Annotated in this window: 22 protein-coding genes and 1 pseudogene; 11 read left to right on the top strand and 12 right to left on the bottom strand. The window is 72.0% G+C overall.

All coding sequences use genetic code 11. The features are described 5' to 3' along the window. Positions 1-210 (top strand): annotated as a pseudogene (locus IEY93_RS26870) (pectate lyase); the annotation flags it as partial. Between the two features lie 79 nt (positions 211-289). Next, positions 290-1558, top strand: coding sequence for a pectate lyase (locus IEY93_RS26865; protein WP_229691510.1), 1269 nt, complete (start codon positions 290-292; stop codon positions 1556-1558). A 117-nt stretch (positions 1559-1675) separates the two neighbouring features. On the opposite strand, the gene IEY93_RS26860 is transcribed toward IEY93_RS26865, so the two are convergent. After that, positions 1676-3016 carry a M20/M25/M40 family metallo-hydrolase gene (locus IEY93_RS26860; protein ID WP_189165906.1) on the bottom strand — a complete coding sequence of 447 codons (1341 nt, stop codon included), beginning with the start codon at positions 3014-3016 and terminating at the stop codon, positions 1676-1678. 334 nt (positions 3017-3350) lie between these two features. Between IEY93_RS26860 and IEY93_RS26855 the strand changes: the two genes are divergently transcribed. Both IEY93_RS26855 and ald read left to right on the top strand, forming a co-directional pair. Next, positions 3351-4742, top strand: a complete 1392-nt coding sequence (locus tag IEY93_RS26855; protein ID WP_189165905.1) for an aspartate aminotransferase family protein — start codon at positions 3351-3353, stop codon at positions 4740-4742. Between the two features lie 98 nt (positions 4743-4840). Beyond that, positions 4841-5953: an alanine dehydrogenase gene (gene ald / locus IEY93_RS26850; RefSeq protein ID WP_189165904.1), complete on the top strand. Its 1113-nt coding sequence runs from the start codon at positions 4841-4843 to the stop codon at positions 5951-5953. A 21-nt stretch (positions 5954-5974) separates the two neighbouring features. On the opposite strand, the gene IEY93_RS26845 is transcribed toward ald, so the two are convergent. The 7 genes from IEY93_RS26845 to IEY93_RS26815 form a co-directional block, all read right to left on the bottom strand. After that, positions 5975-7480, bottom strand: a complete 1506-nt coding sequence (locus IEY93_RS26845; RefSeq protein ID WP_189165903.1) for a tetratricopeptide repeat protein — start codon at positions 7478-7480, stop codon at positions 5975-5977. A gap of 117 nt (positions 7481-7597) precedes the next feature. After that, positions 7598-8845, bottom strand: coding sequence for a sulfite exporter TauE/SafE family protein (locus tag IEY93_RS26840; protein WP_189165902.1), 1248 nt, complete (start codon positions 8843-8845; stop codon positions 7598-7600). A gap of 200 nt (positions 8846-9045) precedes the next feature. Continuing rightward, entirely contained in the window at positions 9046-9318 is a 273-nt protein-coding gene (locus IEY93_RS26835; protein WP_189165901.1) for an SHOCT domain-containing protein, read from the bottom strand. Positions 9319-9538: 220 nt separating this feature from the next. After that, positions 9539-10147: an HD domain-containing protein gene (locus IEY93_RS26830; RefSeq protein ID WP_189165900.1), complete on the bottom strand. Its 609-nt coding sequence runs from the start codon at positions 10145-10147 to the stop codon at positions 9539-9541. A 210-nt stretch (positions 10148-10357) separates the two neighbouring features. After that, positions 10358-11005 carry a response regulator gene (locus IEY93_RS26825; protein WP_189165899.1) on the bottom strand — a complete coding sequence of 216 codons (648 nt, stop codon included), beginning with the start codon at positions 11003-11005 and terminating at the stop codon, positions 10358-10360. Continuing rightward, positions 11002-12156, bottom strand: coding sequence for a sensor histidine kinase (locus IEY93_RS26820; RefSeq protein ID WP_203968813.1), 1155 nt, complete (start codon positions 12154-12156; stop codon positions 11002-11004). Before IEY93_RS26820 ends, IEY93_RS26825 begins: the two co-directional genes overlap by 4 nt. A gap of 132 nt (positions 12157-12288) precedes the next feature. Then, positions 12289-12762 (bottom strand): RrF2 family transcriptional regulator, encoded by a 474-nt coding sequence (locus tag IEY93_RS26815; protein WP_189165898.1) that lies wholly within the window; start codon positions 12760-12762, stop codon positions 12289-12291. A gap of 80 nt (positions 12763-12842) precedes the next feature. Here IEY93_RS26815 and IEY93_RS26810 point away from each other — a divergent pair, with 80 nt between their 5' ends. The 3 genes from IEY93_RS26810 to IEY93_RS26800 all read left to right on the top strand — a co-directional run bounded on the left by IEY93_RS26810 (position 12843) and on the right by IEY93_RS26800 (position 16359). Then, the gene (locus IEY93_RS26810; RefSeq protein WP_189165897.1) at positions 12843-13592 is read left to right on the top strand and encodes an SDR family oxidoreductase; all 750 of its coding nucleotides are present in this window, start codon (positions 12843-12845) and stop codon (positions 13590-13592) included. Positions 13593-13648: 56 nt separating this feature from the next. Continuing rightward, a complete protein-coding gene (locus IEY93_RS26805) occupies positions 13649-14116 on the top strand; it encodes a carboxymuconolactone decarboxylase family protein (RefSeq protein ID WP_189165896.1) in 468 nt (155 codons plus the stop codon). Positions 14117-14517: 401 nt separating this feature from the next. Further along, complete coding sequence (locus tag IEY93_RS26800; protein ID WP_229691509.1) at positions 14518-16359, top strand: gamma-glutamyltransferase family protein; 1842 nt, start codon at positions 14518-14520, stop codon at positions 16357-16359. A 282-nt stretch (positions 16360-16641) separates the two neighbouring features. On the opposite strand, the gene IEY93_RS26795 is transcribed toward IEY93_RS26800, so the two are convergent. Next, the gene (locus tag IEY93_RS26795) at positions 16642-16812 is read right to left on the bottom strand and encodes a hypothetical protein (RefSeq protein ID WP_189165894.1); all 171 of its coding nucleotides are present in this window, start codon (positions 16810-16812) and stop codon (positions 16642-16644) included. Positions 16813-17094: 282 nt separating this feature from the next. Between IEY93_RS26795 and IEY93_RS26790 the strand changes: the two genes are divergently transcribed. Further along, positions 17095-18057, top strand: coding sequence for an SURF1 family protein (locus IEY93_RS26790; protein WP_189165893.1), 963 nt, complete (start codon positions 17095-17097; stop codon positions 18055-18057). Between the two features lie 63 nt (positions 18058-18120). Then, a complete protein-coding gene (locus tag IEY93_RS26785; RefSeq protein WP_189165892.1) occupies positions 18121-18441 on the top strand; it encodes a DUF3817 domain-containing protein in 321 nt (106 codons plus the stop codon). A gap of 47 nt (positions 18442-18488) precedes the next feature. Here IEY93_RS26785 and IEY93_RS26780 read toward each other — a convergent pair whose 3' ends face one another. Next, a complete protein-coding gene (locus tag IEY93_RS26780; RefSeq protein WP_189165891.1) occupies positions 18489-18680 on the bottom strand; it encodes a tail-anchor membrane protein in 192 nt (63 codons plus the stop codon). Positions 18681-18901: 221 nt separating this feature from the next. Further along, positions 18902-19846, bottom strand: coding sequence for an LLM class F420-dependent oxidoreductase (locus tag IEY93_RS26775; RefSeq protein ID WP_189165890.1), 945 nt, complete (start codon positions 19844-19846; stop codon positions 18902-18904). A gap of 351 nt (positions 19847-20197) precedes the next feature. Here IEY93_RS26775 and IEY93_RS26770 point away from each other — a divergent pair, with 351 nt between their 5' ends. Next, positions 20198-21205, top strand: a complete 1008-nt coding sequence (locus IEY93_RS26770) for a winged helix-turn-helix transcriptional regulator (protein WP_189165889.1) — start codon at positions 20198-20200, stop codon at positions 21203-21205. A 172-nt stretch (positions 21206-21377) separates the two neighbouring features. After that, positions 21378-22661, top strand: a complete 1284-nt coding sequence (locus IEY93_RS26765; protein ID WP_189165888.1) for a cellulose-binding domain-containing protein — start codon at positions 21378-21380, stop codon at positions 22659-22661. A 231-nt stretch (positions 22662-22892) separates the two neighbouring features. On the opposite strand, the gene IEY93_RS26760 is transcribed toward IEY93_RS26765, so the two are convergent. Continuing rightward, entirely contained in the window at positions 22893-23384 is a 492-nt protein-coding gene (locus tag IEY93_RS26760; RefSeq protein ID WP_189165887.1) for a hemerythrin domain-containing protein, read from the bottom strand. Positions 23385-23864: the final 480 nt, after the last annotated feature.

The raw sequence follows: 23864 nt of genomic DNA, 5'->3' as shown, positions 1-23864 counted from the left end.
TTCGAGAACGTCGCCGACCCCTACCACCTCGGCGAGGCGTCCTCCGGCCCGGGCACCCTGGTCGCCCGCAACAACCACAAGGTCAACTCCGGCGCCGGGCAGACCGGCGGCAGCGTCGCCTCTCTCCCCTACTCCTACACCTGCGACACCCCCTCGCAGGTGAACTCCATCGTCAGCGCGGGCGCCGGTGCCGGCAAGGTCAACCTCTGACGCCTTCCCGCACCTCAAGTGGCCCGTTCCGGTCCGGTCAAGGCCGGACCGGAACGGGCCCGGAACCAAGGAGAACCACGTGAGCCTCATCATGAGGACGAGGCGGACGGGCAAGATGCTCGTCCTGACGGCCACGGCGGGCGTCGCGCTGGTGGCCGGGATGATCGACGCGGGCTCCGCCCAGGCGGCGGCGCCGACCTCCGGCACCTACACCCTGGTCAACGCCAACAGCAGGCTGTGCCTGGACGCGCCGAACGGCTCCGACGGCACCCAACTCGTCCAGTCGTCCTGCAACGGGAGCACGAACCAGAAGTGGACCGTCACCTCGGTGGGCGGCGGCGTCACGCTCAAGGCGGGCAGCACCGGCAAGTGCGCGGGCGTGAAGGACGCGAGCACCTCGGCGGGCAAGGCCGTGCAGCTGGAGACCTGTACGGGCGCGTCGTCGCAGACCTGGCAGCTCACCGAGTCCGGCTCCAACATCCGGGTGGTCAACGCCAACGGCGGCAAGTGCCTGAACGTCAAGGACAGCTCGACCAGCGCGGGCGCGCCGGTGCAGCAGAACTCCTGTGACTCGGTGACCAGCAAGCAGTGGACGTTCGCCCCGGCCGGCTCGACCCCGACGCCCACCGGCAACCCGAACCCGACGCCCACCCCGACTCCGACCGGCGGCGGTGGCACCATCCCGAACTGGCCCTCTCCTGCCAGTTCGGTGAAGGTCAACGCGACGATCCAGGTGTCGGGCACGTTCGACGGCGGGATGAAGCGCTACTACGGCATCGGCGACGGCGGGCAGAGCGAGAGCCAGGACCCGATGTTCGAGCTGGCGCCCGGCTCCACCATCAAGAACGTCATCCTCGGCGCGCCGGCGGGTGACGGCATCCACTGCAACGGGAACTGCACCATCCAGAACGTCTGGTGGGAGGACGTGGGCGAGGACGCCGCCACCTTCCTCGGCGGCAACGACTACTACGTGACCGGTGGCGGCGCGAAGTCGGCGACGGACAAGGTGTTCCAGCACAACGGCCCGGGCACCGTCCACATCAGCAACTTCTACGTCGCCTCCTCCGGCAAGCTCTACCGGGCCTGCGGCAACTGCTCCAGCTCCTACCAGCGCCACGTGGTGATGAACGGCATCGTCGCGCAGAGCACCAAGGTGCTGGCCGGGATCAACACCAACTGGGGCGACACCGCGCGGTTCAGCAACATCACCGTGTACGGGAGCAGTAGCAGCACCAGCATCTGCGACAAGTACAAGGGCGTGCCCAAGGGCAGCGAGCCGACGAAGATCGGCAGCGGTGCCGACGGCGTGAACTGCATCTACTCGCCGTCCGACATCACCTACAAGTAGCCTGCCGCGCGGCAGCGCGGGCCCTCCAGGGGAAGCCCCCGTGTCCCTCCCTCGGCGCGGGGGCCTTCCCCTGCCCACCCGATGGCGGCCGGCCACGCGGGCCGGCCGCCGGGCGGATCAGAAGTCGGCGTAGTCGGCGAGGAACAGCGCCTCGGCGGTGGCCGCCCGGCGCAGCTCCTCGATGACCAGCCGCTCGTTGGGCGCGTGGATCGCGGCTCCGTCGTCCTCGGCCCCGAACAGCAGGATCTCGGCGGCGGGGTACTGCTTGACCAGCGTGGCGACCAGCGGGATGGAGCCGCCCGCGCCGATGTCGCGCGGCGGCCGGCCGAACGCGCGCTCCATCGCGCGGTTCAGCGCCGCACGGGCACGGCCGCCGGTGTCGGCCTGGAAGCCCGAGCCGACCACCAGGTCGGACACCGCCACGTTCACGCCCCACGGCGCGGCGTGCCGGAGGTGCTCCACCACGTCGTTCACGGCCGTCTTCGGGTCGCCCGCCGGGGGGACCCGGACGGTGATGCGGGCCCGCGCCGCCGGCTGGACCGCGTTGATCGCATGCTGCACCGACGGCACGTCGATGCCGGTGACGGTGATGGCGTAGGAGGCCCAGAGCCGGTCGGCCAGCGAGCCGGAGCCGACCAGCGACACCCCGTCCAGCACCCCGGCGGTGGCGCGGAACTCCTCGTCCGACGGGCCGGTGCCGAGGAAGATCCCGCGCGGCAGGCCGGGCACCCGGACGTCGCCGTTCTCGTCGTGCAGTGCGGCGAGCATGCGGATCAGCGCCGCGAGCGCGTCGGGCGCGGCGCCGCCGAAGGAGCCGCTGTGCACCGCCTCGGCCAGGGTGCGCACCTCGACGGTGAAGGCCGCCATGCCGCGCAGCGACGTCGTCACGCTCGCGTCGCCCACCGACGGGTTGCCGGTGTCGGCGACGACGATGGCGTCCGCGCGCAGCAGGTCGGGGTTGCGCTCGACGAACGCCTCAAGGCGCTCACCGGCGTACTCCTCCTGGCCCTCGATGATGACCTTGACGCCCACCGGGAAGCGTCCCTGGAAGGCGCGCAGAGCGAGCACGTGCGCGATGACGCCCGACTTGTCGTCGGCGACGCCGCGGCCGAACAGCGCACCGTCGACGAAGGTCGGCTGGAACGGGGGAGTGCGCCACAGCGCGGGGTCCCCGGCGGGCTGCACGTCGTAGTGCGCGTACAGCAGCACCGTGGGCGCCCCGGGCGGGGCGGGGGCCTCGCCGTAGACGGCGGGGAAGCTGCCCTCGACCGGGATCTGGCGGACGTGCGGCAGGCCGGTGCTGCGCAGCAGCTCCTCGGTCATCGCGGCCGCCGCGAGCACCGGCTCCTCGGGGTGACCGGGGAAGGCGACCGACGGGATGGCGGCGAGCCGGGTCAGCTCTTCCACTGCCCTCGGCATCTCGGTTGCTACGGCGTTCTCGATCTGATCAGGAGTCACGGTTCCGTTCCCCGCATCGGCTGTCTGGTGATTCGACACATTGCATCACAGTCGCGGAGCGCGTCGCTCCAGACGGGCGCCGATCGGTGCTGGTAGGAGCCGCGTCAGGGGCTCTCGCCCGCTGTTCCCGCGGCGTCGGAGCGGCTGCGCCGGGCGCCCGGAATCCCCGCCGCGGCAGGGGTTTTCGTTCGACACACCCAAACGGATTTCGTCGTTGTTACATAGCGATATCGCGGATTCCGAAGTTCTTGCATAGTGTCACCACGCAACCGGTTGTCATCATCCGTGTGGAGCATGCACACTGATGGCAGTCGAGATCACAAGGAAGATAGCCATGACGCGACCCGAGACCGACACGGCCGCAGTCCAGCAGGCAGCCCAGGACAATCTCTGGCTGCACTTCACCCGGCACAGCTCCCACGCGGACGGCCAGGTGCCGACGATCGTGCGAGGCGACGGCGCCTACATCTACGACATCCACGGCAAGCGCTACCTGGACGGGCTGTCCGGCCTGTTCGTCGTGCAGATGGGGCACGGCCGCACCGAGCTGGCCGAGGCCGCCGCCAAGCAGGCCCAGGAGCTCGCGTTCTTCCCCTTGTGGTCCTTCGCCCACCCCAAGGCCGCCGAGCTGGCCCAGCGCCTGGCCGCGGTCACCCCCGGCGACCTCAACCGGGTGTTCTTCACCACCGGCGGCGGTGAGGCCGTCGAGACGGCCTGGAAGCTCGCCAAGCAGTACTTCAAGCTCGTCGGCAAGCCGCTCAAGCACAAGGTCATCAGCCGGGCCATCGCCTACCACGGCACCCCGCAGGGCGCGCTGTCCATCACCGGCATCCCGGCGTTCAAGCAGGCATTCGAGCCGCTCGTGCCCGGCTCGGTGCGCGTGCCCAACACCAACCACTACCGGGCCGACGAGATCACCGGCGTGCCCGGCATGACGCCCGAGCAGTTCGGGCGCTGGGCCGCCGACCAGGTGGGCAAGGCCATCGTGATGGAGGGCCCCGACACCGTCGCCGCCGTCTTCGTCGAGCCCGTCCAGAACGCAGGCGGATGCTTCCCGCCGCCGCCGGGGTACTTCCAGCGGCTGCGCGAGATCTGTGACGAGCACGACGTGCTGCTGGTCTCCGACGAGGTCATCTGCGCCTTCGGCCGGCTCGGCACGATGTTCGGCGGCCAGAAGTTCGACTACGTGCCCGACATGATCACCTGTGCCAAGGGCCTGACCAGCGGATACTCGCCGATCGGCGCGATGATCGCCTCCGAGCGCCTGTTCGAGCCGTTCAAGTCGGGCACCACCATGTTCGCCCACGGCTACACCTTCGGCGGCCACCCCGTCTCGGCGGCCGTCGCCCTCGCCAACCTCGACCTGTTCGAACGCGAGGACATCCTCGGTCACGTCCAGCGCAACGAGCCCGTCTTCCGCGCCACCCTCGACCGGCTGCGCGACCTGCCGATCGTCGGCGACGTACGCGGCTCCGGCTACTTCTACGGCATCGAGCTGGTCAAGGACAAGGACACCAAGCAGACCTTCAACGAGGCGGAGTCCGAGCGGCTGCTGCGGGGCTTCCTGTCCAACGCCCTGTACGACGCCGGCCTGTACTGCCGCGCCGACGACCGTGGTGACCCGGTCGTCCAGCTCGCACCGCCGCTCATCTGCGGCCCCAAGGAGTTCGACGAGATCGAGTCGATCCTGCGGTCCGTGCTCACCGAAGCCTGGAACCGCCTGTAACGCGCGCCGCCCATGGCACGCGCCGCGCCCATCCGGTGCGGGCACGGGACAGCCATGCCCGCGTCCACCAGCTGCTCCGTCCTGGAAAGGATCACGATATGAAGATCGGCGTGCCGGCCGAGGTCAAGAACCACGAGTACCGCGTCGCCGCGACCCCGGCGGGCGTGCACGAGCTCGTCCGCCACGGCCACGACGTCTACGTCCAGCACGACGCCGGCCTCGGCTCGCACATCCCCGACGAGGACTACCTGTTCGCGGGGGCCAAGATCCTCGACACCGCCGACGAGGTGTGGGGCGAGGCCGACCTGGTCCTGAAGGTCAAGGAGCCCATCGCCGAGGAGTACCCCCGGATGCGCGAGGGGCAGGTCCTGTTCACCTACCTGCACCTGGCCGCCTCCCGCGCCTGCACCGACGCGCTGCTGTCGCGCAAGGTCACCGCCATCGCCTACGAGACCGTGCAGGTGGGCTCCGCCCTGCCGCTGCTGGCCCCGATGTCCGAGGTCGCCGGCCGGCTTGCCCCGCAGGTGGGCGCGTACAACCTGATGCGCTTCAACGGCGGGCGCGGCGTGCTGCCCGGGGGAGTCCCCGGCGTGGCCCCCGCCAAGGTCGTCGTCATCGGCGGCGGCGTCTCCGGTCTCAACGCCGCCCAGATCGCGGTCGGCATGGGCGCCGACGTGACCATCCTGGACGTCAACGTCGACCGGCTGCGGCACATCGACGCCATCTACCAGGGCCGGCTGAAGACCATCGTCTCCACGCGCTACGCCATCGAGCAGGCCGTCGTGGAGGCCGACCTGGTCATCGGCGCCGTGCTGATCCCGGGCGCCAAGGCCCCGACCCTGGTCTCCAACGAGCTGGTCTCCCGGATGAAGCCCGGCTCGGTGCTCGTCGACATCGCGATCGACCAGGGCGGCTGCTTCGAGGACTCCCGCCCGACCACCCACGCCGAGCCGACCTACACCGTGCACGGCTCGGTGTTCTACTGCGTCGCCAACATGCCGGGGTCGGTGGCCAACACCTCGACCTACGCGCTCACCAACGCCACGCTGCCGTACGCGGTCAAGCTCGCCGACCTCGGCTGGCGCGAGGCCCTGCGCGCCGACCCGGCCCTGGCCCTCGGCCTGAACACCCACGACGGCCGTCTCACCCACGCCCACGTCGCCCAGGCCCACACCCTCCCCTACGACGAGCTCACCACCATCCTCGCCTGACCGGCGAAAACCGGCGCCGGGTCAGGTGACGCCCAGGCGTTTGCGCAGTGACCGGGAGGTCGCCAGCACGTGCTCGACCTCGCCCGGGGTCGGCCAGGGCGCGGTGCCCGGACGCAGCAGCGTCATGCGCACCGCGCCGAGGTGCTCCACCGCGCCGGCGTGCAGGCCGCTGCGCTCGGTCAGCCAGGCGGCCACGTCCACGGGCTCCCGGAGCCGCCGGGTGAGCAGGTCCCAGGTGCCGAGGATCTCGGTGAGGTCGGACAGCCGCAGCGGCGTGCCGCCACGCCTGCCCGCCGCGGCCACGGCCAGCTCGGCGCGGGCCACCAGCTCCGGCTCGACCGGCCGGTCCCACAACGGCGCGGCGGGCTCGCCGGTCTGTGCCGCGACCGGCGCGCCATGCGGCCCCGCCCCCCGCGCGCCGGAACCGGTGAGGCTCGCACCCTGTGCGCCGGAACCGGCCGGACCCGCGTCGGCCGTCCCGCCGCCCAGGACCGAGCGCAGCGTCTCCAGCTCGGCCGCCGCGCCCTGGTGCCCGCACCCGGCGGCCTGGCGCAGCCAGTGCTCGCCGCCGTTCAGGTCGTTGTGCTCGGCGATGAGCAGCAGGCCGAAGTTGTACGCCGCCTCGGCGTCGCCGCCGGCCGCGGCCCGGCCGAACCAGTGGCTGGCGGCGCGCGGGTCCTCCAGCTCCACGCACACGAAGCCCGCCATGCGCTGATCCTCGACCCGGCCGAGGTGCGCCGCGCGCTCGAACCAGGCGCGCGCCGTGCGCAGGTCGCGCCGGGCCAGTGCCAGCCGGCCGAGCTGGGAGGCGGCCCCCGGGTGGTCCACCTTGGCGGCCAGGCGGTACAGCGCCTCGGCTCCTTCGGGGTCGCGGCAGGCGTGCAGCAGCCGGCCCAGGTAGTACGCGGCGTCGGCGTGCCCGCCACGGGCGGCGTACTCCCACCAGGCGCGTGCCTGCACCTCCTCGCCGGACGCATAGCTCAGGAACGCCAGGTCGTGCGCGGAGGCCAGGTCACCGGCGGAGGCGGCGCGGTGGTGCCAGTCACGGGCCGCGACGCCGTCGCCGATGTCCTCGCACAGCAGCGCCAGCCGGCGCGCGGCCGGGCGCGAGCCCGCACCGGCCGCGGTCTCGAACCACTGGCGCGCGGCCAGGACGTCCCCGCGTTGCTCCAGCAGCAGCCCGGCCAGGTTGAGCGCCCCCTCGGCGTCCCCGGCTCCGGCGGCCAGCTCGTACCAGGTGATCGCTTCGTCGAGACTGCCGTGCTTCTCGTGCCAGATGCCGAGGTTGTAGGCGCTGTCGATGTTGCCGGCCCCCGCGGCGCGTTCCCACCAGTGGCGGGCCGCCGACCGGTCGCCGCGCTGGGCGTACAGCCGGCCGAGCCGGTGCGCCGCCACCGCGTCACCCGCCTGGGCGGCGCTCAGCAACTCGCCCTCGGTGGGTTCTTCGGGCGGTGGTTCGGGCGCGCGAGGCATCGGCACGGCGGGCCACGCGACGGCCGTCTCGGGTTCACCATGCCACCACGTCATGGGGGAAAGATTCGCACGTGATCCAGCGTGACGGACCATAATCGACGGCTTCTTGCCGTCCGGCGGAACGCGTTTGACCCGCCGGGGCCTCCCCGGTGCCGGAGGTGTGGCAGCGGCCTAGCGAGCGGCGGGTGTTTGTTCCGTTATGTTGATGAATCCGACGTACATTCCCATGCCGCAGACGTAGCGGAGCCTTCCCGGGCCCTGGGGTGGCAGCCGCACGGCCCGCTCACCGCTCTCCGGCAGCGTGACGTCGTGGCCCTGGACGGTGAGCGTCCGTGTGCATCCCCGGTTGCCCGCGGTCCGGAAGACGATCTCCATCGGACGGCCCGCTTGCGCCGCGGTGACTCCGGGACGGAAGCCCTCCGGCGTGGCCCAGATGGTGAGCACCTGCGTGCCGTCCGCCCGGACAACGGTCGCGGCCCCGGCGACGTCGCCCGTCCCGGAGGCGCCGTCGCTCGTCCGGGCGGCGACCCCGGAGGTCGCGGCCGGATCGGCCCAGGCGGGGAGCCAGCCGGCCAGGCGCAGGCCGGCGGCCACGGTCACCACACCGGCGACCAGGGCGCCGGCCGCGGCGAGCGCCGCGAGCCGCCGGGAGGTCACCCGGCGCACCAGCAGTCCCAGCAGCGCGAAGCCCGGGGCGGTGCCGGCCACGAAACCCGCCATGACGGCCGCCCCGCCGGCCCATGACCCGCTGGAGACGGCCACGGCCTGCATGCTCAGCGTGACCCCGCATGGGATCAGCACCGTCGCGGCCCCCAGCACCCCGGCCCGCCCCACCCCGCGCCGATCCGGACGCGCGACGGCTCGTTCCGCCACCGCGCCGGAGGGCTCGGCCGGCTCGGGCTCGGGGACCGGCGTCGCGATCTGCCCGGCGCAGGCGGGCGGCGGGCGGCCGGTGGACACGGCGACCCGCACGGCGTACACCACGACCGCGGTGCCCGCCCCCAACAGGAGCACCGCACGCGCGGGTGGGGGCAGCCGTACGGAGTCCCCCAGCAGGCCGAGCAGGCCACCGGCCACCGTGTGCGAGACCAGTCGCCCTCCGACGAACGCCGCCACCACCCCCGCGCCCTCCGGCGACCGGGACCGGTGCCCGCCCGTCGGGGCCGGATGCCGGTGGGCCGTGCCGGCGCGGCGGCGGATCAGGCCGATGAGGATGCCTCCCTGGACCGCCGTACAGGAGGCCGTGCCGGCGACCAGGCCCGCGGCGAGCCCGCCGGCGAAGAGGGCGGCCGCCGTCACCCGCGGCCCGCCCCGGTCGCCCGGACGCGTGGCGGTGCTGGGCTCGACCTCACCTGATCCTCCTCCGTAAGTGACCCTGTGCGGAAGGTAACCGGCCGTGCCGGTGACCGCCAGTGACACTTCGCTAACCATGCGAGTGGATGTCCGATGCGGACGCGTCCTTTGCGGGCCCTCGGGGCGCCGGCCGTGTGATCCGCCGTCGCGGTACCGGCCCTCGCGTGGTGGGCTTCTCGGTACCGGTCTCCATGGGATGCGCCGTCACGGCGCCCGCCGTGGTGATTCGTACGGTGCCGGCCGGGGCGGGACCGGCCGGAGGGGGACTACGCGGAGCCCTGCTTCAGCACCGAGATGCGCTGGAAGTACTCGTCGTCGCTGAGCTCGCCCTTGGCGTAGCGCTCGGCCAGGATCTTCTCGGCCGACGCGGTCGGCGGGCCGGTGAAGCGTCCCGCCCACGGAGGCGTCCCGCCCGCGAACGGGCCCCAGCCGCGCTTGCGTGCCCGGAAGACGAGCACCGCGAGGCCCGCCCAGAACAGCGCCCAGAAGATCGGGATGACCGGCCACCACGGGCCGGGTCCCCAATGTGCGTACGGCACCCGCTTCTCCTCTCCTTACGGATTCCCGCACGGACCTGTTGTGCGGATGCCTCCACCTTCCCGCCTTCCGGGCGGCCTGCCATCGTCCGGCGGGCGCGCCCCCCGCTACCGCGTGCAGAGCGGCCACCCCCACCGGCCCTACTCCCACAGACGTACGCGCCGAGGCGACCGGTCGCCCCGGCGCGTACGCGTGTCCGGGACCTCCATCGGCACCGGCCGGTCAGACCGGGTCGTGCGCTTCCAGTGGGTTGGCGGCGAGGCGTCCGGCGATCCCGGAGCGCACCGCCCGTGCGGCGGTGGTGTCCGGTTTGCGGGCCGCCTGGTCCTCGAAGCACGCGGTGAACTCCGCGGCGAGGTCCAGCCGGGGGTATCGCGCGATCACCTCGGCGCGCAGCTCGGCGGGCCAGGCGTCCGGTCGCCGCCCTGAGATGTCGAGGCTCGTGGCGACCTCCAGCAGGTGCCCTTCGGGGTCCTGGGCGGGGTCCACTTCGTCCCACATATGCCGGACGATGACCTCAAGAGCCCGGGTACGCCGCTCCGCGGGCCAGCCGGCCCCGGCTCCCAGCACCCAGGCCACGTGCCCGCCGGCGTCCTCGAACGGCACGGTGTGGCTGTCGAACTCCTTGACCAGGCCGATGTCGTGCAGGAGCGCCGAGACGTAGAGCAGCTCGGCGTCGTAGGCGATGCCGTTCAGCGTGCCGTAGGACGCGCCCCACAAGTAGGAGCGCACGGAGTGGTTGAGCAGGGCGGGAGAGCAGTAGGCCGCGGCCACTTCGCGGGCCGCCCCGGCGGCCGGGGTGCCCGGGACCGGGATCTCGTCGAGTCTCATGCGTCAAGCCTGCCGATGCCCGTCCACGCGGGTCACATCGGCTCCCGCCCTTCCCGCCCGGCCGGCTCGGCGATCAGTGGCCTGCGTCTTTCTCCCATGAGTGGCGAGTTTTCGCCGGCGGTATCAAAGCGCGTGACCTGGAGAACTCGCGGCGTCGGATTTCGACCGCCGGCAATGCGTGTGACGTCGATCCGCGTGTGCGGGCAGCGGTCAGATCCAGCCGGGCTTGACGAGGCCGGACTCGTAGGCGATGACGACGAGCTGGGCGCGGTCGCGGGCGCCGAGTTTCATCATCGCCCGGCTCACGTGGGTCTTCGCCGTCGCCGGCGCCATGTACAGCTTGGCGGCGATCTCGTCGTTGGTCATCCCGCCGCCCACCAGCGTCAGCACCTCGCGCTCGCGTTCGGTGAGCTGTTCCAGGCCCGCGGTGGCCCGCGGCTCCTTGGCCCGTGAGGCGTACTCGGCGATCAGCCGGCGGGTGACGCTCGGCGACAGCAGCGCCTCGCCCGCGGCGACGACCCGGACGGCCTGGATCAGCTCGGCGGGCTCGGTGTCCTTGACCAGGAACCCGCTCGCCCCGCCGCGCAGCGCCTCGAAGACGTACTCGTCCAGCTCGAAGGTCGTGAGGATGACGACCTTCACCCCTTCGGGCATCTTCCGGGTGGCGGTGAGGCCGTCCATGCCGGGCATGCGGATGTCCATCAGCGCCACGTCCGGCCGGTGCCGTTCGGCGAGCCGGACGGCCTCCGCGCCGTCGGCGGCCTCGGCGACCACGGTCATGCCGTTCTGCGCGTCGAGCAGGGCGCGAAAGCCCGCCCGTACGAGGGCCTGGTCGTCGGCCAGCAAGATCTTGATCACTCGGCGTCCTTCGAGGGGAGGGTCTGCGGTGGGATGGGGAGCAGGGCCTCGACGCGGAAGCCCGACGCGTGCGGCCCCGCGGTCAGCGTGCCGCCGAGCGCGGCGGCCCGCTCGCGCATGCCCGGGATGCCGTTGCCGCCGCCCTCGCCGCTCAGCGTCCCGGGGACGCCGGCCCCGGTGTCCTCGACGCGGACGGCAAGCCGCTCGGGCCCGTACTCCAGGGTCACGGTCGCCCGGGCGCCCGGCGCGTGCTTGGCCACGTTGGTGAGCGACTCCTGGACGATGCGGTAGGCGGCCCGCTCCACGCCCGGCGGCAGCGGCCGCGGGGCGCCGGTGACCCGCTTGGCCGCCCAGGGGCCGGTGCGTTCGACCAGGTCGTCGAGCTGGGAGAGGTCGGCGGTGGGGGAACGGGGGGCGTCCTCGCGCAGCACGCCGAGCAGCGACCGCATCTCGGTGAGCACGTCCTTGCTGGCCTGCTTGATGGTGGTGAGGGCGGTGCGCGCCTGCTCGGGGTGCTCGTCCATCAGGTGCAGCGCCGTGGACGCCTGCACGTGGATCAGCGAGATGCTGTGCCCGAGCACGTCGTGCAGCTCCCGCGCCATGGACAGGCGCTCCTCGCTGGCCTGCCGCCGGGCCTCCTCGCGGCTCACCCGTTCCCGCTCCGCGCGCTGCTCGCGGCGGGCGCGGGCGACCTCGGCGATGGTGAGCACCACCAGGATGAGCGAACCCACCCCCGCGTGCGGGAACAGGCCCATCGGCGTGGGCAGCACCCAGGTGGCGTACGCCACGTAACAGAGCCACAGCGTGCCGCCCGCGGTGTAGGCGGCGCGGCGGTGCCCGGTCTGCACGGCGTGGAACAGGGCGACCATCATGCCGAGGAACGCCGGGCCGTAGGAGTAGCCCAGGTACACGTAGAGGACGGTCACGGCGGCGACCGTCCACAGCGTGAGCACCGGGCGGGAGCGGCGCAGGGTCAGGGCCAGCGGGCCCGCGACCAGCAGCGCGAACCCGAGCGGGTCGAGCGGGACCCGGCTCAGCGGGTCGCCGGGATGGACCTGGCCGCGCTGCGCGCCCAGGCTGCCCCAGATCTGCACCGTGCCGACCAGCAGCGGGAGCATGGGCTCCACCCAGCGGGGAGTTGTCGCGCGCACTCGGGAAACGCTACGTCAGTGTGCTGACCAGCGCATCGTCCCAGGGTGGCAGAGCGCTCTACGGCACCCGGCGTACGTGCCGGCCTCGGCCGGAGGTGACACCGACGGCCATGCAGAGCTCGTCGCCGTTGCTCAGGCGCGCAGCCACTCCCGGGCCCCCGCGAGTATCTCAGGTGGCGTCGTACGGTTGACGTCGGCGATCAGGTCGGCGATGGTGACCGCGCGTAGCGACTCCCGCCAGGCGCGGTCGGCGGAATCCATCGTGCGGGCGATCGGGCAAGGAGTGTCACACCGCTCCGCCGGCACGGCCATCGGGCCCCGCTGACGCACTTCCGTACACCGGAACGCCGGCTGGACTCCGTCGATCGCCTCGACCACGTCCAGCACCGTGATCTCATTCGCAGCCCGAGTCAGCACATAGCCGCCGGACTGGCCCAGCGTCGAGCGCACAAGGCCTGCGCGGGACAGCAGTTGCAGCTGTTTGGCCAGATAGCTCTGCGAGACGTCGTGCAGCTCGGCGAGCTTGGCCGCCGTCACCGGCGCGCCCGCCCCGCTGAGCACGACGCAGCAGTGCAAGCCCCACTCGACCCCGCCTGACATCTTCATTCGCCCAGCCTACTTGACTCGGACAACTGTTGTCCGAATAGAATCTCGGACAACAGTTATCCGAAATCGGGGGGTAGGGCATGCGCATCGTCGTTGCCGGGGGAACCGGACTCATCGGGTCGAAAGTCGTCGAGTCGCTGCAGCGGCTCGGCCACGACGTCGTGTCGGCCGCGCCGGGAACCGGCGTGGACACGATCAGTGGCCGCGGCGTCGCCGACGCGCTGAAGGGCGCGGACGTGGTCGTCGACGTGACCAACAAAGTGATCTTCGAACCCGAGCCGATCCTCGACTTCTTCACCACCTCGACCCGCACCCTGCTCAACGCCGGGCGGGAAGCCGGGGTGCGGCACCATGTGGTGCTGTCGATCGTCGGTACAGACCGGCTCTCGCACCCGGGCTACCTGGACGCCAAGGCCGCGCAGGAACGGCTCGTCGCCGAGTCGGGCACCCCGTTCACCATCGTGCGGGCGACACAGTTCTTCGAGAACCTGACGGCCATGGGCGCCGGCATGGCCCAAGACGACGTGATCGTGCCGCCCACCGCGGACCTTCAGCCGGTCGCCGCGGCCGACGTCGCCGCCGTGCTCGTGGACGTGGCCACCTCCGCCCCGCTCGACGGCGTGGTCGAGGTCGCGGGGCCGGAACGCGCGGCCTTCGCCCGTTTCATCGGTCCGGCGCTCGCCGCGCGAGGTGATGAGCGCCCCCTCAAGCCGGACGCCGGTGCCGGCTACTTCGGTGTACCGATCGTGCGGGACTCGCTGGTTCCGCTCGGTGTCGCCCGGATCGGGCGCACCACCTTCGACGACTGGTCAGCCGCGCACTCCTCGTGACCCCGCCGGCGCACGCCTGGCTCGACAACGCGATATCCACGCCTTAAGGAGAAATCATGACCACCCACGTGCACGCCGGTGAGCCCCGCCTCGATCTGCGGACGGCCGCCCCAAAGGCCGCCAAGGCGCTCTACGCCGCGGACCAGGCCATTCTCACCTCGCCACTCGATCCGACCATTCGCGAGCTGGTCAAGCTGCGTACTTCGCAGATCAACCACTGTGTGCACTGCATCGACCTGCACAGCCACGATGCGCTGGAGCAGGGCGAATCACTGGACCGCATCATCCAGCTGTCCGCGTGGCGCGAATCGGCGCTGTTCACCCCGGCGGAGCGGGCGGCGCTCGAGTACACCGAGGCCGCAACGACGCTCACCCCGCACGGCGTCAGCGACGAGGTCTGGGCCGGCGTCCGCGACCTCATGACCGACGAGGAACTCGGCGCGCTGGTCGTCCAGGTGGCTCTGATGAACGCCTTCAACCGGTTCGGTGTCCCGCTGCAGATGCCGGCGCGGCCTCGCGATTGACGATCTGTTCTGCCCGGTGTCCACCGGGCACGGCTTCCGCATGACCATTCGTGGGTGTGCGGTGGTAGGTGGCCGGCAGCAGGTCCGGCCGGCCCTGCTCGGCTCATCAGGACCCGGCATTCCGCCGCGCGCCGCGCGATGCTCTCGGCTACGCTGCGACAGGGTGCGGCGACCGTGCGTACGGCGGCGACCGCTCGCGCCGCGCAGGGGATTCCGCCCTGCCGCACGGCCGGGCGCTCCGTCGTCCGGTGACGAGCGCGCCGCACCGTACGCCGGAAACACCTGCGGGCGCGGGCCGTGGTCCCGTCCGCGATGCTCTGATCGTTGTTGACCGCGCTTGTGATGCTATGAGTCAATGCTCGTGCGATCTACGAATGGGGTCCGCCATGAGCCTTCGCCGTATGACCGTTCCGCTCGCCGGGGTCGCCGCCTGCGCCGCCCTGCTCGTCCCGCCCGGTGCCGCCCAGGCGTCACCCATCGCCGCGCCGGACGCCCTGGGCGGTGCGGGGCACGGACGGCCCGCCAAGGTCCCGGTCGCCGAGGGGTACGGCGGAGCGGTCGCGACCGTCGACCTGGACGCGAGCAAGGCCGCGCTCGGGGTGCTGAGAGGCGGCGGCAACGCCATGGACGCCGCGGTCGCCGGTGCGGCCACCCTGGGCGTCACCGAGCCGTACTCCGCGGGCCTGGCGGGGGGCGGCTTCATCGTCTACTACGACGCCCGGCGCAAGAAGGTCATCACGATCGACGGGCGCGAGAAGGCGCCGCAGGCGATGACCGAGACGGCCTTCCAGGAGAACGGCGCGGCCATCCCGTTCGCCGACGCCGTGACCAGCGGACTGTCGGCGGGCGTGCCCGGCAGCGTGGCCCAGTGGGAGCTGGCGCTGCGGCGCTACGGCACGATCTCGCTCAAGCAGGCGCTCCAGCCGGCCGCCGAGGTCGCCGAGCGGGGCTTCGTCGTCGACCAGACCTTCTACGACCAGACCGCGCAGAACGCCGAACGCTTCGCGGACTTCACCTCCACCGCGGCCCTGTACCTGCCCAAGGGCGCACCGCCGCCGGTCGGATCGGTCTTCCGCAACCCTGACCTCGCCGCGACCTACCGCGAGCTCGGGCGGCGCGGCTCCGGCTGGCTGTACGGCGGCCGGCTCGGCGAGGAGATCGTGGCCACCGTCAAGGCGCCGCCGGTGCGGCCGGGCAGCGCCCGGGTCGTCCGGCCGGGCCTGATGACGGTGTCCGACCTGCGGGCCTACCGCGCGCTGGAACGCCCGCCCACCAAGGTCGGCTACGGGCCGCTGGACGTCTACGGCATGGCCCCGCCGTCCTCGGGGGGCTCGACCGTCGGCGAGGCGCTGAAGATCCTGCAGGCGCTGCCCAAGGTCGGCCGGCACGAATACCTGGAGGCGTCCCGGCTCGCCTTCGCCGACCGCAACAAGTTCGTGGGCGATCCCGGGTACGTCGACGTCCCGCTCGGTGAGCTGCTGTCCGACGGGTTCGCCAAGGAGCGCGCCTGCCTGATCGGCGACATCGCGATGCCGCATCCGGCCGCCCCCGGCTCGCCGGACGGCTCCTACGACGGCTGCCAGTTCGAGGGCAGGCCGATCGACACCGGCGACGCCGCGAAGGGCGGGGAGGGCGCGACCGGCGAGCAGCCGGAGGGCCCGGAGACGACGCACCTGGTCGTGGCCGACCGCTGGGGGAACGTCGCGGCGTACAACATCACGATCGAGTCGACCGGCGGCAACGGCATCGTCGTCCCCGGACGCGGGTTCCTGCTGAACAACGAGCTGACCGACTTCACCTTCGGCCCGGCTCCGGGCGACCCGAACCTCCCCGCGCCGGGCAAGCGGCCCCGCTCGTCCATGGCGCCGACCATCGTGTTCAAGAACGGCACGCCGGTGCTCGCGGTGGGATCACCCGGCGGCGCGACGATCATCACGACGGTGCTGCAGATCCTCGTCAACCGGTACGAGTTCGGCATGTCCCTGCCCGACGCGCTCGCCGCGCCGCGGGCCAGCCAGCGCAACACGGCGGCCACCCAGGCCGAGCAGGCGTTCATCGACCGCTACGGCGCGGAGCTGACCGCGCGCGGGCACACGTTCACTCTCGTCCCGGGGCCGCCGGTCGGTGAGATCGGCGCCGCCACCGGACTGGAGTTCCTCGGCAAGGGCAAGATCCAGGCGGTCGCCGAGCCGTCGCGGCGCGGCGGCGGAAGCGCCCTGGTCCTGGAGCCCGCGAAGCGCTGACATCCCGGCACCCCCGGGACAGGAGAGACGGTCGCTCGCCGACCGGCACGAACGACGGCGCCGCCCGGACGGACACCTTTCGTCCGGGCGGCCGGGACGAAGGACAAAGGTGGGGGAGCTTGCTGGAACGCGCCAAGTCGGCCGCGAGCTGACCTCGTGGCCCGGCCCGCCGACGGCGGCTCCCGTACGCTGACGACCCGTCTCGGCCGGGCCTGCCGTACGCGGGCATGCCGAAACCGCCGACGGCAGTCGCCGACGGCGCCAGGCGCCCTGCGCGGGGAGTTACCGGACGAGCAGGAAGACCACCACGGCGACCACGATGACGGCCGCGACCACGGCGATGATGGGGATCATGCGGGACCGCTCGGGCGCGGCGGCCTCCGGCTCCTGGCGCTGGGCGAATGCCTTGAACTGCTGAGTGTTACCAGCAGGATCGATATGAGGTTCAGACATGGGAGGAACTTTAGCCACCCTCGGCGATGCTTGACGCCCTTTATGCCAGTTCGGCCTTTCCGGTAACCCGCCCTGCCGGAAAAATCCAAGGGCGTCCGCAGGGCACGCCTCCCTCCGGCCGCTCCCGTGGAGGCCTGCCGCCGGATCTTGCCTGGCATGGGATGCCCGGGGTCCGCCGCCGTGGCCGTGGAGTACGGGAACGCGGGGTGGCGCGGGGTTTTCGCCGGGTGGTACGGCGGGGTCTGGGCGGGACCGCGGGTACGGGCGGATAGCGTTGGTGGCATGTTGCGGACGCTGCTGTCACCCCGCCTTGTGGGCCTGCACCTGGTCACGGTCGCGGTGCTGATCTCGTTCGCCTTCCTCGGCCGCTGGCAGCTCGGCGTGTTCGAGGAGTCCGGGCGTCCGCACGTCGTCTCCGACCCCGCGCCGGTCGCGCTCACCACCCTGGTGCCGCCCGGCACCCGGATGCCGGGCGAGGACGTCGGCCGCCGGGTCACCGCGCAGGGTGCCTTCGACGCCGCGCGGCAACTGCTCGTGGCCGAGCGCGCGCCCACGGTGGAGGCGGGCGGCGGCGAGGTCACGGGCGGGGACAGCGGCTACTGGCTGCTCACCCCGCTCGCGCTCTCCGACGGCACGGTGATGCCGGTCGTGCGCGGCTGGGTGCCCACCGCAGGCGACCCGGCGACGGCGGTGCCCGAGGGGACGGTGACGGTGACCGGGCGGGTGCAACCCCCCGAACCCACCGATTTCGCCCGGCGGCGTACGGCGCCGCTGCCGGCCGGGCAGGTGGCCACCGTCTCGACGTCGGAGCTGGTCAACCTCTGGCGCGGCCTGCGCCTGCGGGACGGGTTCATCGTGGCCACGGGCCTGTCGCCGGCGGCCCAGGCGGCCGGGAAGCCCGAGAGCGCGGGAGCCGGGCCGATCGCGGCCCCGCCGACGCCGGCCGGGTCGGGACTGCGGCCGGTCGCCGTGCCGCCGCCCACCGAGAGCGGCGCGTTCACCTGGCGCAATCTCGCGTACGCGGCACAGTGGTGGATCTTCGCCGGGTTCGCGGTGTTCATGTGGTTCCACTTCGTGCGGGACGCCGTACGGGCCTCTCGCACCGCCCGCACCGGCGACCGGGACTCCGGAGACGAGCCGGGTGAGGACCCCGACCGAGGTTCCGAACGGGACGCCGATACGGCCGGCCCTGCCACGCCGGCGGCCGCGGTCGCCCAGGGCGGCGGCAGCGGCGCACGTGACTGATCCCGGGGGCGGGACCACCGCCGGTGCCGGATATCGTGTGGTGACCGCCCAGCTAGCGAGGTAATGATCGTCGTGGAATCCGCGCTCAAACCGTTCCGGGTGATGGCCTACATCGTCGGCTGCATGCTGCTCGCCCTCGTGGTGGCCATGGTCGTGAAGTACGGCTTCGACAACGCCACCTTCGTCGCGGTCGTCGGCCCCGTGCACGGCTTCGTCTACGCGGTGTACCTGCTGACCGCGCTCAACCTCGGGCTCAAGGCGCGCTGGTCCTGGCCGTACACGCTCGGCGTGCTGCTCGCGGGCACGATCCCGTTCCTGTCGTTCGTGATCGAACGCAAGGTCACCGAGCGGGTGCGGCAGCAGATCGCGGTCGCCGCGGCCTGAGAGCCGCCGCGGCTCGGCCCGCGCCGCTCTCGGCGCGGGCCCGCGGGTCAGCGGCCGATCTGGCGCCTCCGGATGCGGCGCAGCCGGGTGCGCTGCGACTCGTCCAGCATGAAGTACACCGCCACGGGACCGCCGAGCAGCGCGATCACCAGGATCCAGGCGACCAGCGAGGGCAGGAGAAGAAGGGCGAGGATCGAGGCGATCGCCGCGCCCACGTAGTACTTCGACAGTGGCGACATTGCCGGGCCTTTCTGTTCGCCGGGCGGGAGAGGGCCTCCCACCGCCCATTGTGCGTCCTCACCTGAACGAACGGCGTCCCGCGCCGAGTTCCGCGCCTTCGTGGTGCGGGCCGCTTCCGCACCCCTGGCTTCGCGTGCCGCCGGTGATCACGGCGTTCGCCGCAGATCGCGGACCTGAACCGGGGCTTTCGCGTGTCCCGCCCGGCGGCCGGGGCCGGCCGTCACTCGGCGAGGGCCTTGAGGGTGGCCTCGCCGCACGGGTCGGCGTCGGTGCTGACCGGGACGATCGCCACCTCGTCCACACCGGCCTCCTCGTAGGCGTCGAGCCGGTCCATGATCTCCACCGAGTCGCCGATCAGCGCGACCGCCTCCAGCATGGCGTCGGGGATCGCGGCCAGCAGGTCGCGCGGGTGCGGGCGGGTGCGGGCGAAGGCGACCACGTCCTCGAAGCCGGACCGGGCGAACATCTCGCCGTACCCCGGCGCGTACAGGTAGGACACCAGGGCGCCCCGGATCTGCTCGATCGCGGCCTGGTCGGGGTCCACGGCGGCGGCCACCCACGCGACGACCCGGGTGCCGGAGGTGAGCAGGCGCAGGTCGGTGATCAGCCGGGCGGCCGAGGCGGGGGTGAGCAGGTTGAGCACCATGCGGTCGGCGAGGGCGGCGGCGCCGACCGCCGCCGGTCCGAAGGCGGCGACGCTGATCTCGGAGCGGGGGGCGTCCAGCCGCAGGCGGTAGCCGCGGCTGGCCACCCGCGTGCCGGAGAAGTCGGACCTCTCGCCGTCCAGCAGCGGCCGCAACGCCTGTACGGTCTCGCGCAACGCCGTACCGCACCCGGCCCTGGAGCGGCCGTGCCACTCTTCCACCACCACGGGTGAGGACGTGCCGAGCGCCACGCCGACCGGCCTGCCGGTGAGATCGGCGACCGAAGCGACACCCCTGGCGATCGTCATCGGGTCGCGTACGGTGACCGGGAGCGGGCCGACGGTGAGCGCGATCCGGCGGGTGCGCATGCCGATCGCCGTGGCCAGCGCGAAGGCGTCGTAGGTCGCCATCTCGCCCACCCACACCTCGGGATAGCCGTGCTGGTCGGCGATCTGCGCGGTGCGCACCGCCTCTGTGGCCGGGCGGTCCTGCCAGAGCCCGACCGAGACGCTGAGCCTCATCTGCAACGCTCCTGCCATAGCCCGGGGGAGCCGTGGTGCCGCACCCGGCACGCGTCCGCACCCCGTCCGCGGCCCACCGCCGCGTTCACGACCGGCCACACGGCCATTCCTGGAAACTACGATGAAAAAAGTCAGCTCGCAATGTACCTCCTTCTGGTGATCGCGATGGAACTCGGATGGGAGAGTCCGCCTATGTGACTTAGAGTTGACGCGGTGAACAACAAGGAGTTATCGGTCGCGGCCGGTCACCGTACGGCTGAGGCCGACCAGAAAGTCGCTCAATGTCCGCCCCCCCGCCCGAATATCCCCCAAACGGGATGCCATTCCGAAAATCCGGCATCGTTCCCCACGGTGCTCCGTGCGGCCGCGGACGGGGCGAACAGCGACCTCAGCGCCATCGGGCAGGCCCTCGGCATGCTGGGGGACCGCTGGGTGCTGCTCATCGTCCAGCGGGCGTTCCTGCTGCGCGTCCGGACGTTCGCCGGCTGGCGCGACGAGCTCGGCATCTCCGAGTCCGTGCTGGCCACCCGGCTCAAAGAGCTCGTACGGCACGGCATCCTCGGCACCACCGCCTACCGTGACGGGCGCACCCGCTACGAGTACCGCCTGACCGACGCAGGCCTCGGCCTGTGGTCCTTCCTGCTCGCCATCCACAGCTGGGAGCGCGACTGGGCCGACCGTCCCGGCCTGCTCGCCCCGATGCACGACACCTGCGGCCACGACGCCCGCCCCTACCTCGCCTGCGGCACCTGCCGTGAGCCGGTGACCGCCAGGGAGACCGCCACCGACGTCGGCCCGCGGGCGTCGTTCATCCGCATCGGCCTGCCCCGCCACCACCGCCGTACGCTGCGCAGCGGCGGACGCCCCGACTACCTCGGCTACTGCCCCCACTCGATGGAGATCCTCGGCGACCGCTGGAGCACCGCCGTGCTGGCCGCCGCGCTGCTCGGCGTCAAGCGCTTCATCGACTTCCAGTCGCGGCTGGGCATCGCGCCGTCGGTGCTGACCGACCGGCTCAGGCGGTTCGTCGAGGTCGGCGTGCTCACCCCCGATGAAGGCCGCCTGTACCGGCTCACCGACAAGGGCCTGGCCTTCTTCGAGGTCTTCGCGTTCCTCGTCGACTGGGCGCACCGCGAGTTGCCCGTCCCCGAGGACGCCCGGATCACGATCACCCACCGGCCGTGCGCGACCGTGCTGCGGCCGGTGCTGGTGTGCCGGGCCTGCGACGGGGTGCTGGAACGCAGGCGCGTCCACTTCGACCTGTCGGGGTACGAGCCGGCCGCCCGGCGGGAGTCCGCCCGCGATCGGCAGGAGCCGGCGGCCGTGGCGCCGCCCCGGGTCGCCGGCTGCGCGAGCTGAAAGATTCAGCGAGCTCACCGGCTCATGCGAGGTAGGTGAGCGGGCCGCGCCGCCGTCGTTGACAGAGGGGCTTGCGGGGGGTGAGCATCGGCGATCGAGCGCAGCAGAGCGATCCCGGGCCAGCTCGTGGGAGCGCTCCCATCTGTAAGCGACCTGCAGAAAGCGAGCTTCCATGAATGCTCCCCTGCCCGGCGCCGCGGCCTCGGGGCCGCCGCCGTCCTCCCGGTCCGCCCTCCGCCCGTTCCGGCGGCGGGAGGTTCTCGCCGTCGCCGCCGCGCTGGCGGCCATCGCCGCACTGCTGCTGCCGGTCCGTGCCGCCTCCGCCGCCGACCCGGTGTGCAAGGTGACCTACACGCTGAACCAGTGGGCCGGAGGGTTCACCGCCTCGGTCAAGCTCACCAACCTCGGCCCGGCGGTCGGCACCTGGCAACTGCGCTGGGTCTTCGGCGGCGACCAGAAGGTCACCAACGCCTGGAGCGCCACCGTCACCCAGTCGGGCACCACCGTGACCGCCGTCAACGCCTCCTACAACGGCAACCTGGCCACCGGGGCGTCGGCGGACTTCGGCCTCCAGGGCACCTGGGGATCTGCGAACCCGGTCCCGGCCGACTTCGTCTTCAACGGCGTGCCCTGCAGCGGCGCCCTCCCCACGCCGACCCCGACCCCGACGCCCACCCCGTCCCCTACGCCCACTCCCACCGTGGACAACACCCCGACCCCGACCCCGACTCCCACCCCGACCCCGACGCCGACCGTCCAGCCTCCGCCCGGCTGCAACGGGGCGGTCGTCTGCTCCGGCTTCGAGGAGCAGTCCTCCGGCACGCCCGGCGGTGACTGGCAGGTCGTCACGCCCAACTGCTCGGGCACCGGTACGGCCACCATCGACTCCGCCACCTCCCACAGCGGCGGCAAGTCGCTGAAGATCAGCGGTGGCGGCAACTACTGCAACCACATCTTCGTGGGCACCACCAAGAACGTCTCGACGGTCGGCCCGGTGGTGTACGCGCGGATGTGGGTCAGGCACACGACCGCGCTGCCCGCCACGCACGTCACGATGATCACGATGGCGGACGCGGCCAACGGCAACAAGGACCTGCGCATCGGCGGGCAGAACAGCGCGCTGCAGTGGAACCGCGAGTCCGATGACGCGACGCTGCCCGAGCAGAGCCCGACCGGTGTCTCGATGAGCAGGCCGCTGCCCACCGGGCGCTGGGTGTGCCTGCGCTACCAGATCGACACGACCAAGCAGGCGATGAGCACCTACCTGGACGACCAGGAGGTCCCCGGTCTGCACCTGGACCAGACGCCCACCCGGGACGTCGACGGCCAGTGGCTCAGCCGGACGACCGCCCCGCGCCCGGCGACGCTGCGCCTGGGCTGGGAGAGCTACGGCAGCGACTCCGACACCATCTGGTACGACGACGTCGCCTTCGGCTCCGCACCGCTCGCCTGCTGAGACCGGAAGGGCCCGGACCGGAACCCTTCTCTTCTAGTGGTCGTCGCAACCCCAGATGAGGGGATGTGATGGACTTCGAGATTCGGGAGGGCTGGGAACACGGCGTGACGGACGCCATCTGACCGGTAAGCACATGGGGGCGCCACCGATCACCTCGGCAGCGCCCCCACACGCCTTCGGCCACTACCTGAACGAGACCGAGCGGAGACCCTTCACGGCTCGTGGAGGGTCTTAATCGCGGTGATGGGCGTGCGCCAGCTCGGCGAAGAGCTGCTCTGCCTCGGGCGCGGGAAGCCGCTGATCGAGAAGCGGCAGGTAGATCTCCTCTTCTTTCGCGAAGTGGACCTTGATCAACGTGTACAGGCCGTAGAGGACGCGCCGTAGTGCGGTCTGGCGTTCGTCGCTGAGCCCTTCCCGATCCACCGTCTCGCGTAGGGTGTCCAGCTCGCGCGCGAGCCGGCCGACTTCGACGTGCTCTCTGGACATCGTCGCGGTCGCCTCCGGGGCTCCCATCACCCGGGCGATCGCTGGGTACAGCACCTGGTCTTCGGCTTCGGCGTGCGGAATGAGGTGATCGCTCAAGAACAGCTGGACGTCGGCGAGCGCGGTGCTGAGGGTCCCCGGCGTTGCGTGACCCAAGGTATCGGCCACCGTGCGCAGAGTTTCGATGTGCGGGAGTAGATGCGCGTGCTCGTCACGCAATGGTTGAGTCAGACTGGTCATGGTCTCCTCCTCACAGAACCGGTGAAGAGCAGACCCGCGGAGGGCGACGGTCCACCCGCATCACCGGCCACCAGACGCTCGCCCGGGAGCCGATCTGTTCCGGAGAGGATCCCGGGGAACCTCCATCCCTCATTCATGCTACAAGCTGCAGCATCACTGCCCTCAGCCGTCCCGAGTGAGGGCCGACGAGGGGGTAGGTCCGCCCCCCCTGGTCATCGGAATCATGTGAGGCCACTGGCCGCCAACAGCCGAGATCCACCAGGCGCGACGGCGTTGTCGACGAACCCTCGAGCGCGACCCGGTTCGGCCCGCGTACGCCAAATGCCGCCGGGTGACTCACGCCGACCAGCCGTCAAGGTCACAGGATGGTTCGTCGTACCTCCCTGGCATGATCGGTTGCCGTAGCGCGGTCTCCGCGTCCCGCACGCTGTGGCTTCGCCCCGCTTCCATCCCCGCTCGCCATCCAGGGTCCGTCCCGCC

Origin of the sequence: Sphaerisporangium melleum (genome assembly GCF_014646695.1) — a bacterium.
Classification (GTDB): Bacteria; Actinomycetota; Actinomycetes; order Streptosporangiales; family Streptosporangiaceae; genus Sphaerisporangium; species Sphaerisporangium melleum.
This window is presented reverse-complemented; position numbering and strand designations above follow the sequence as displayed.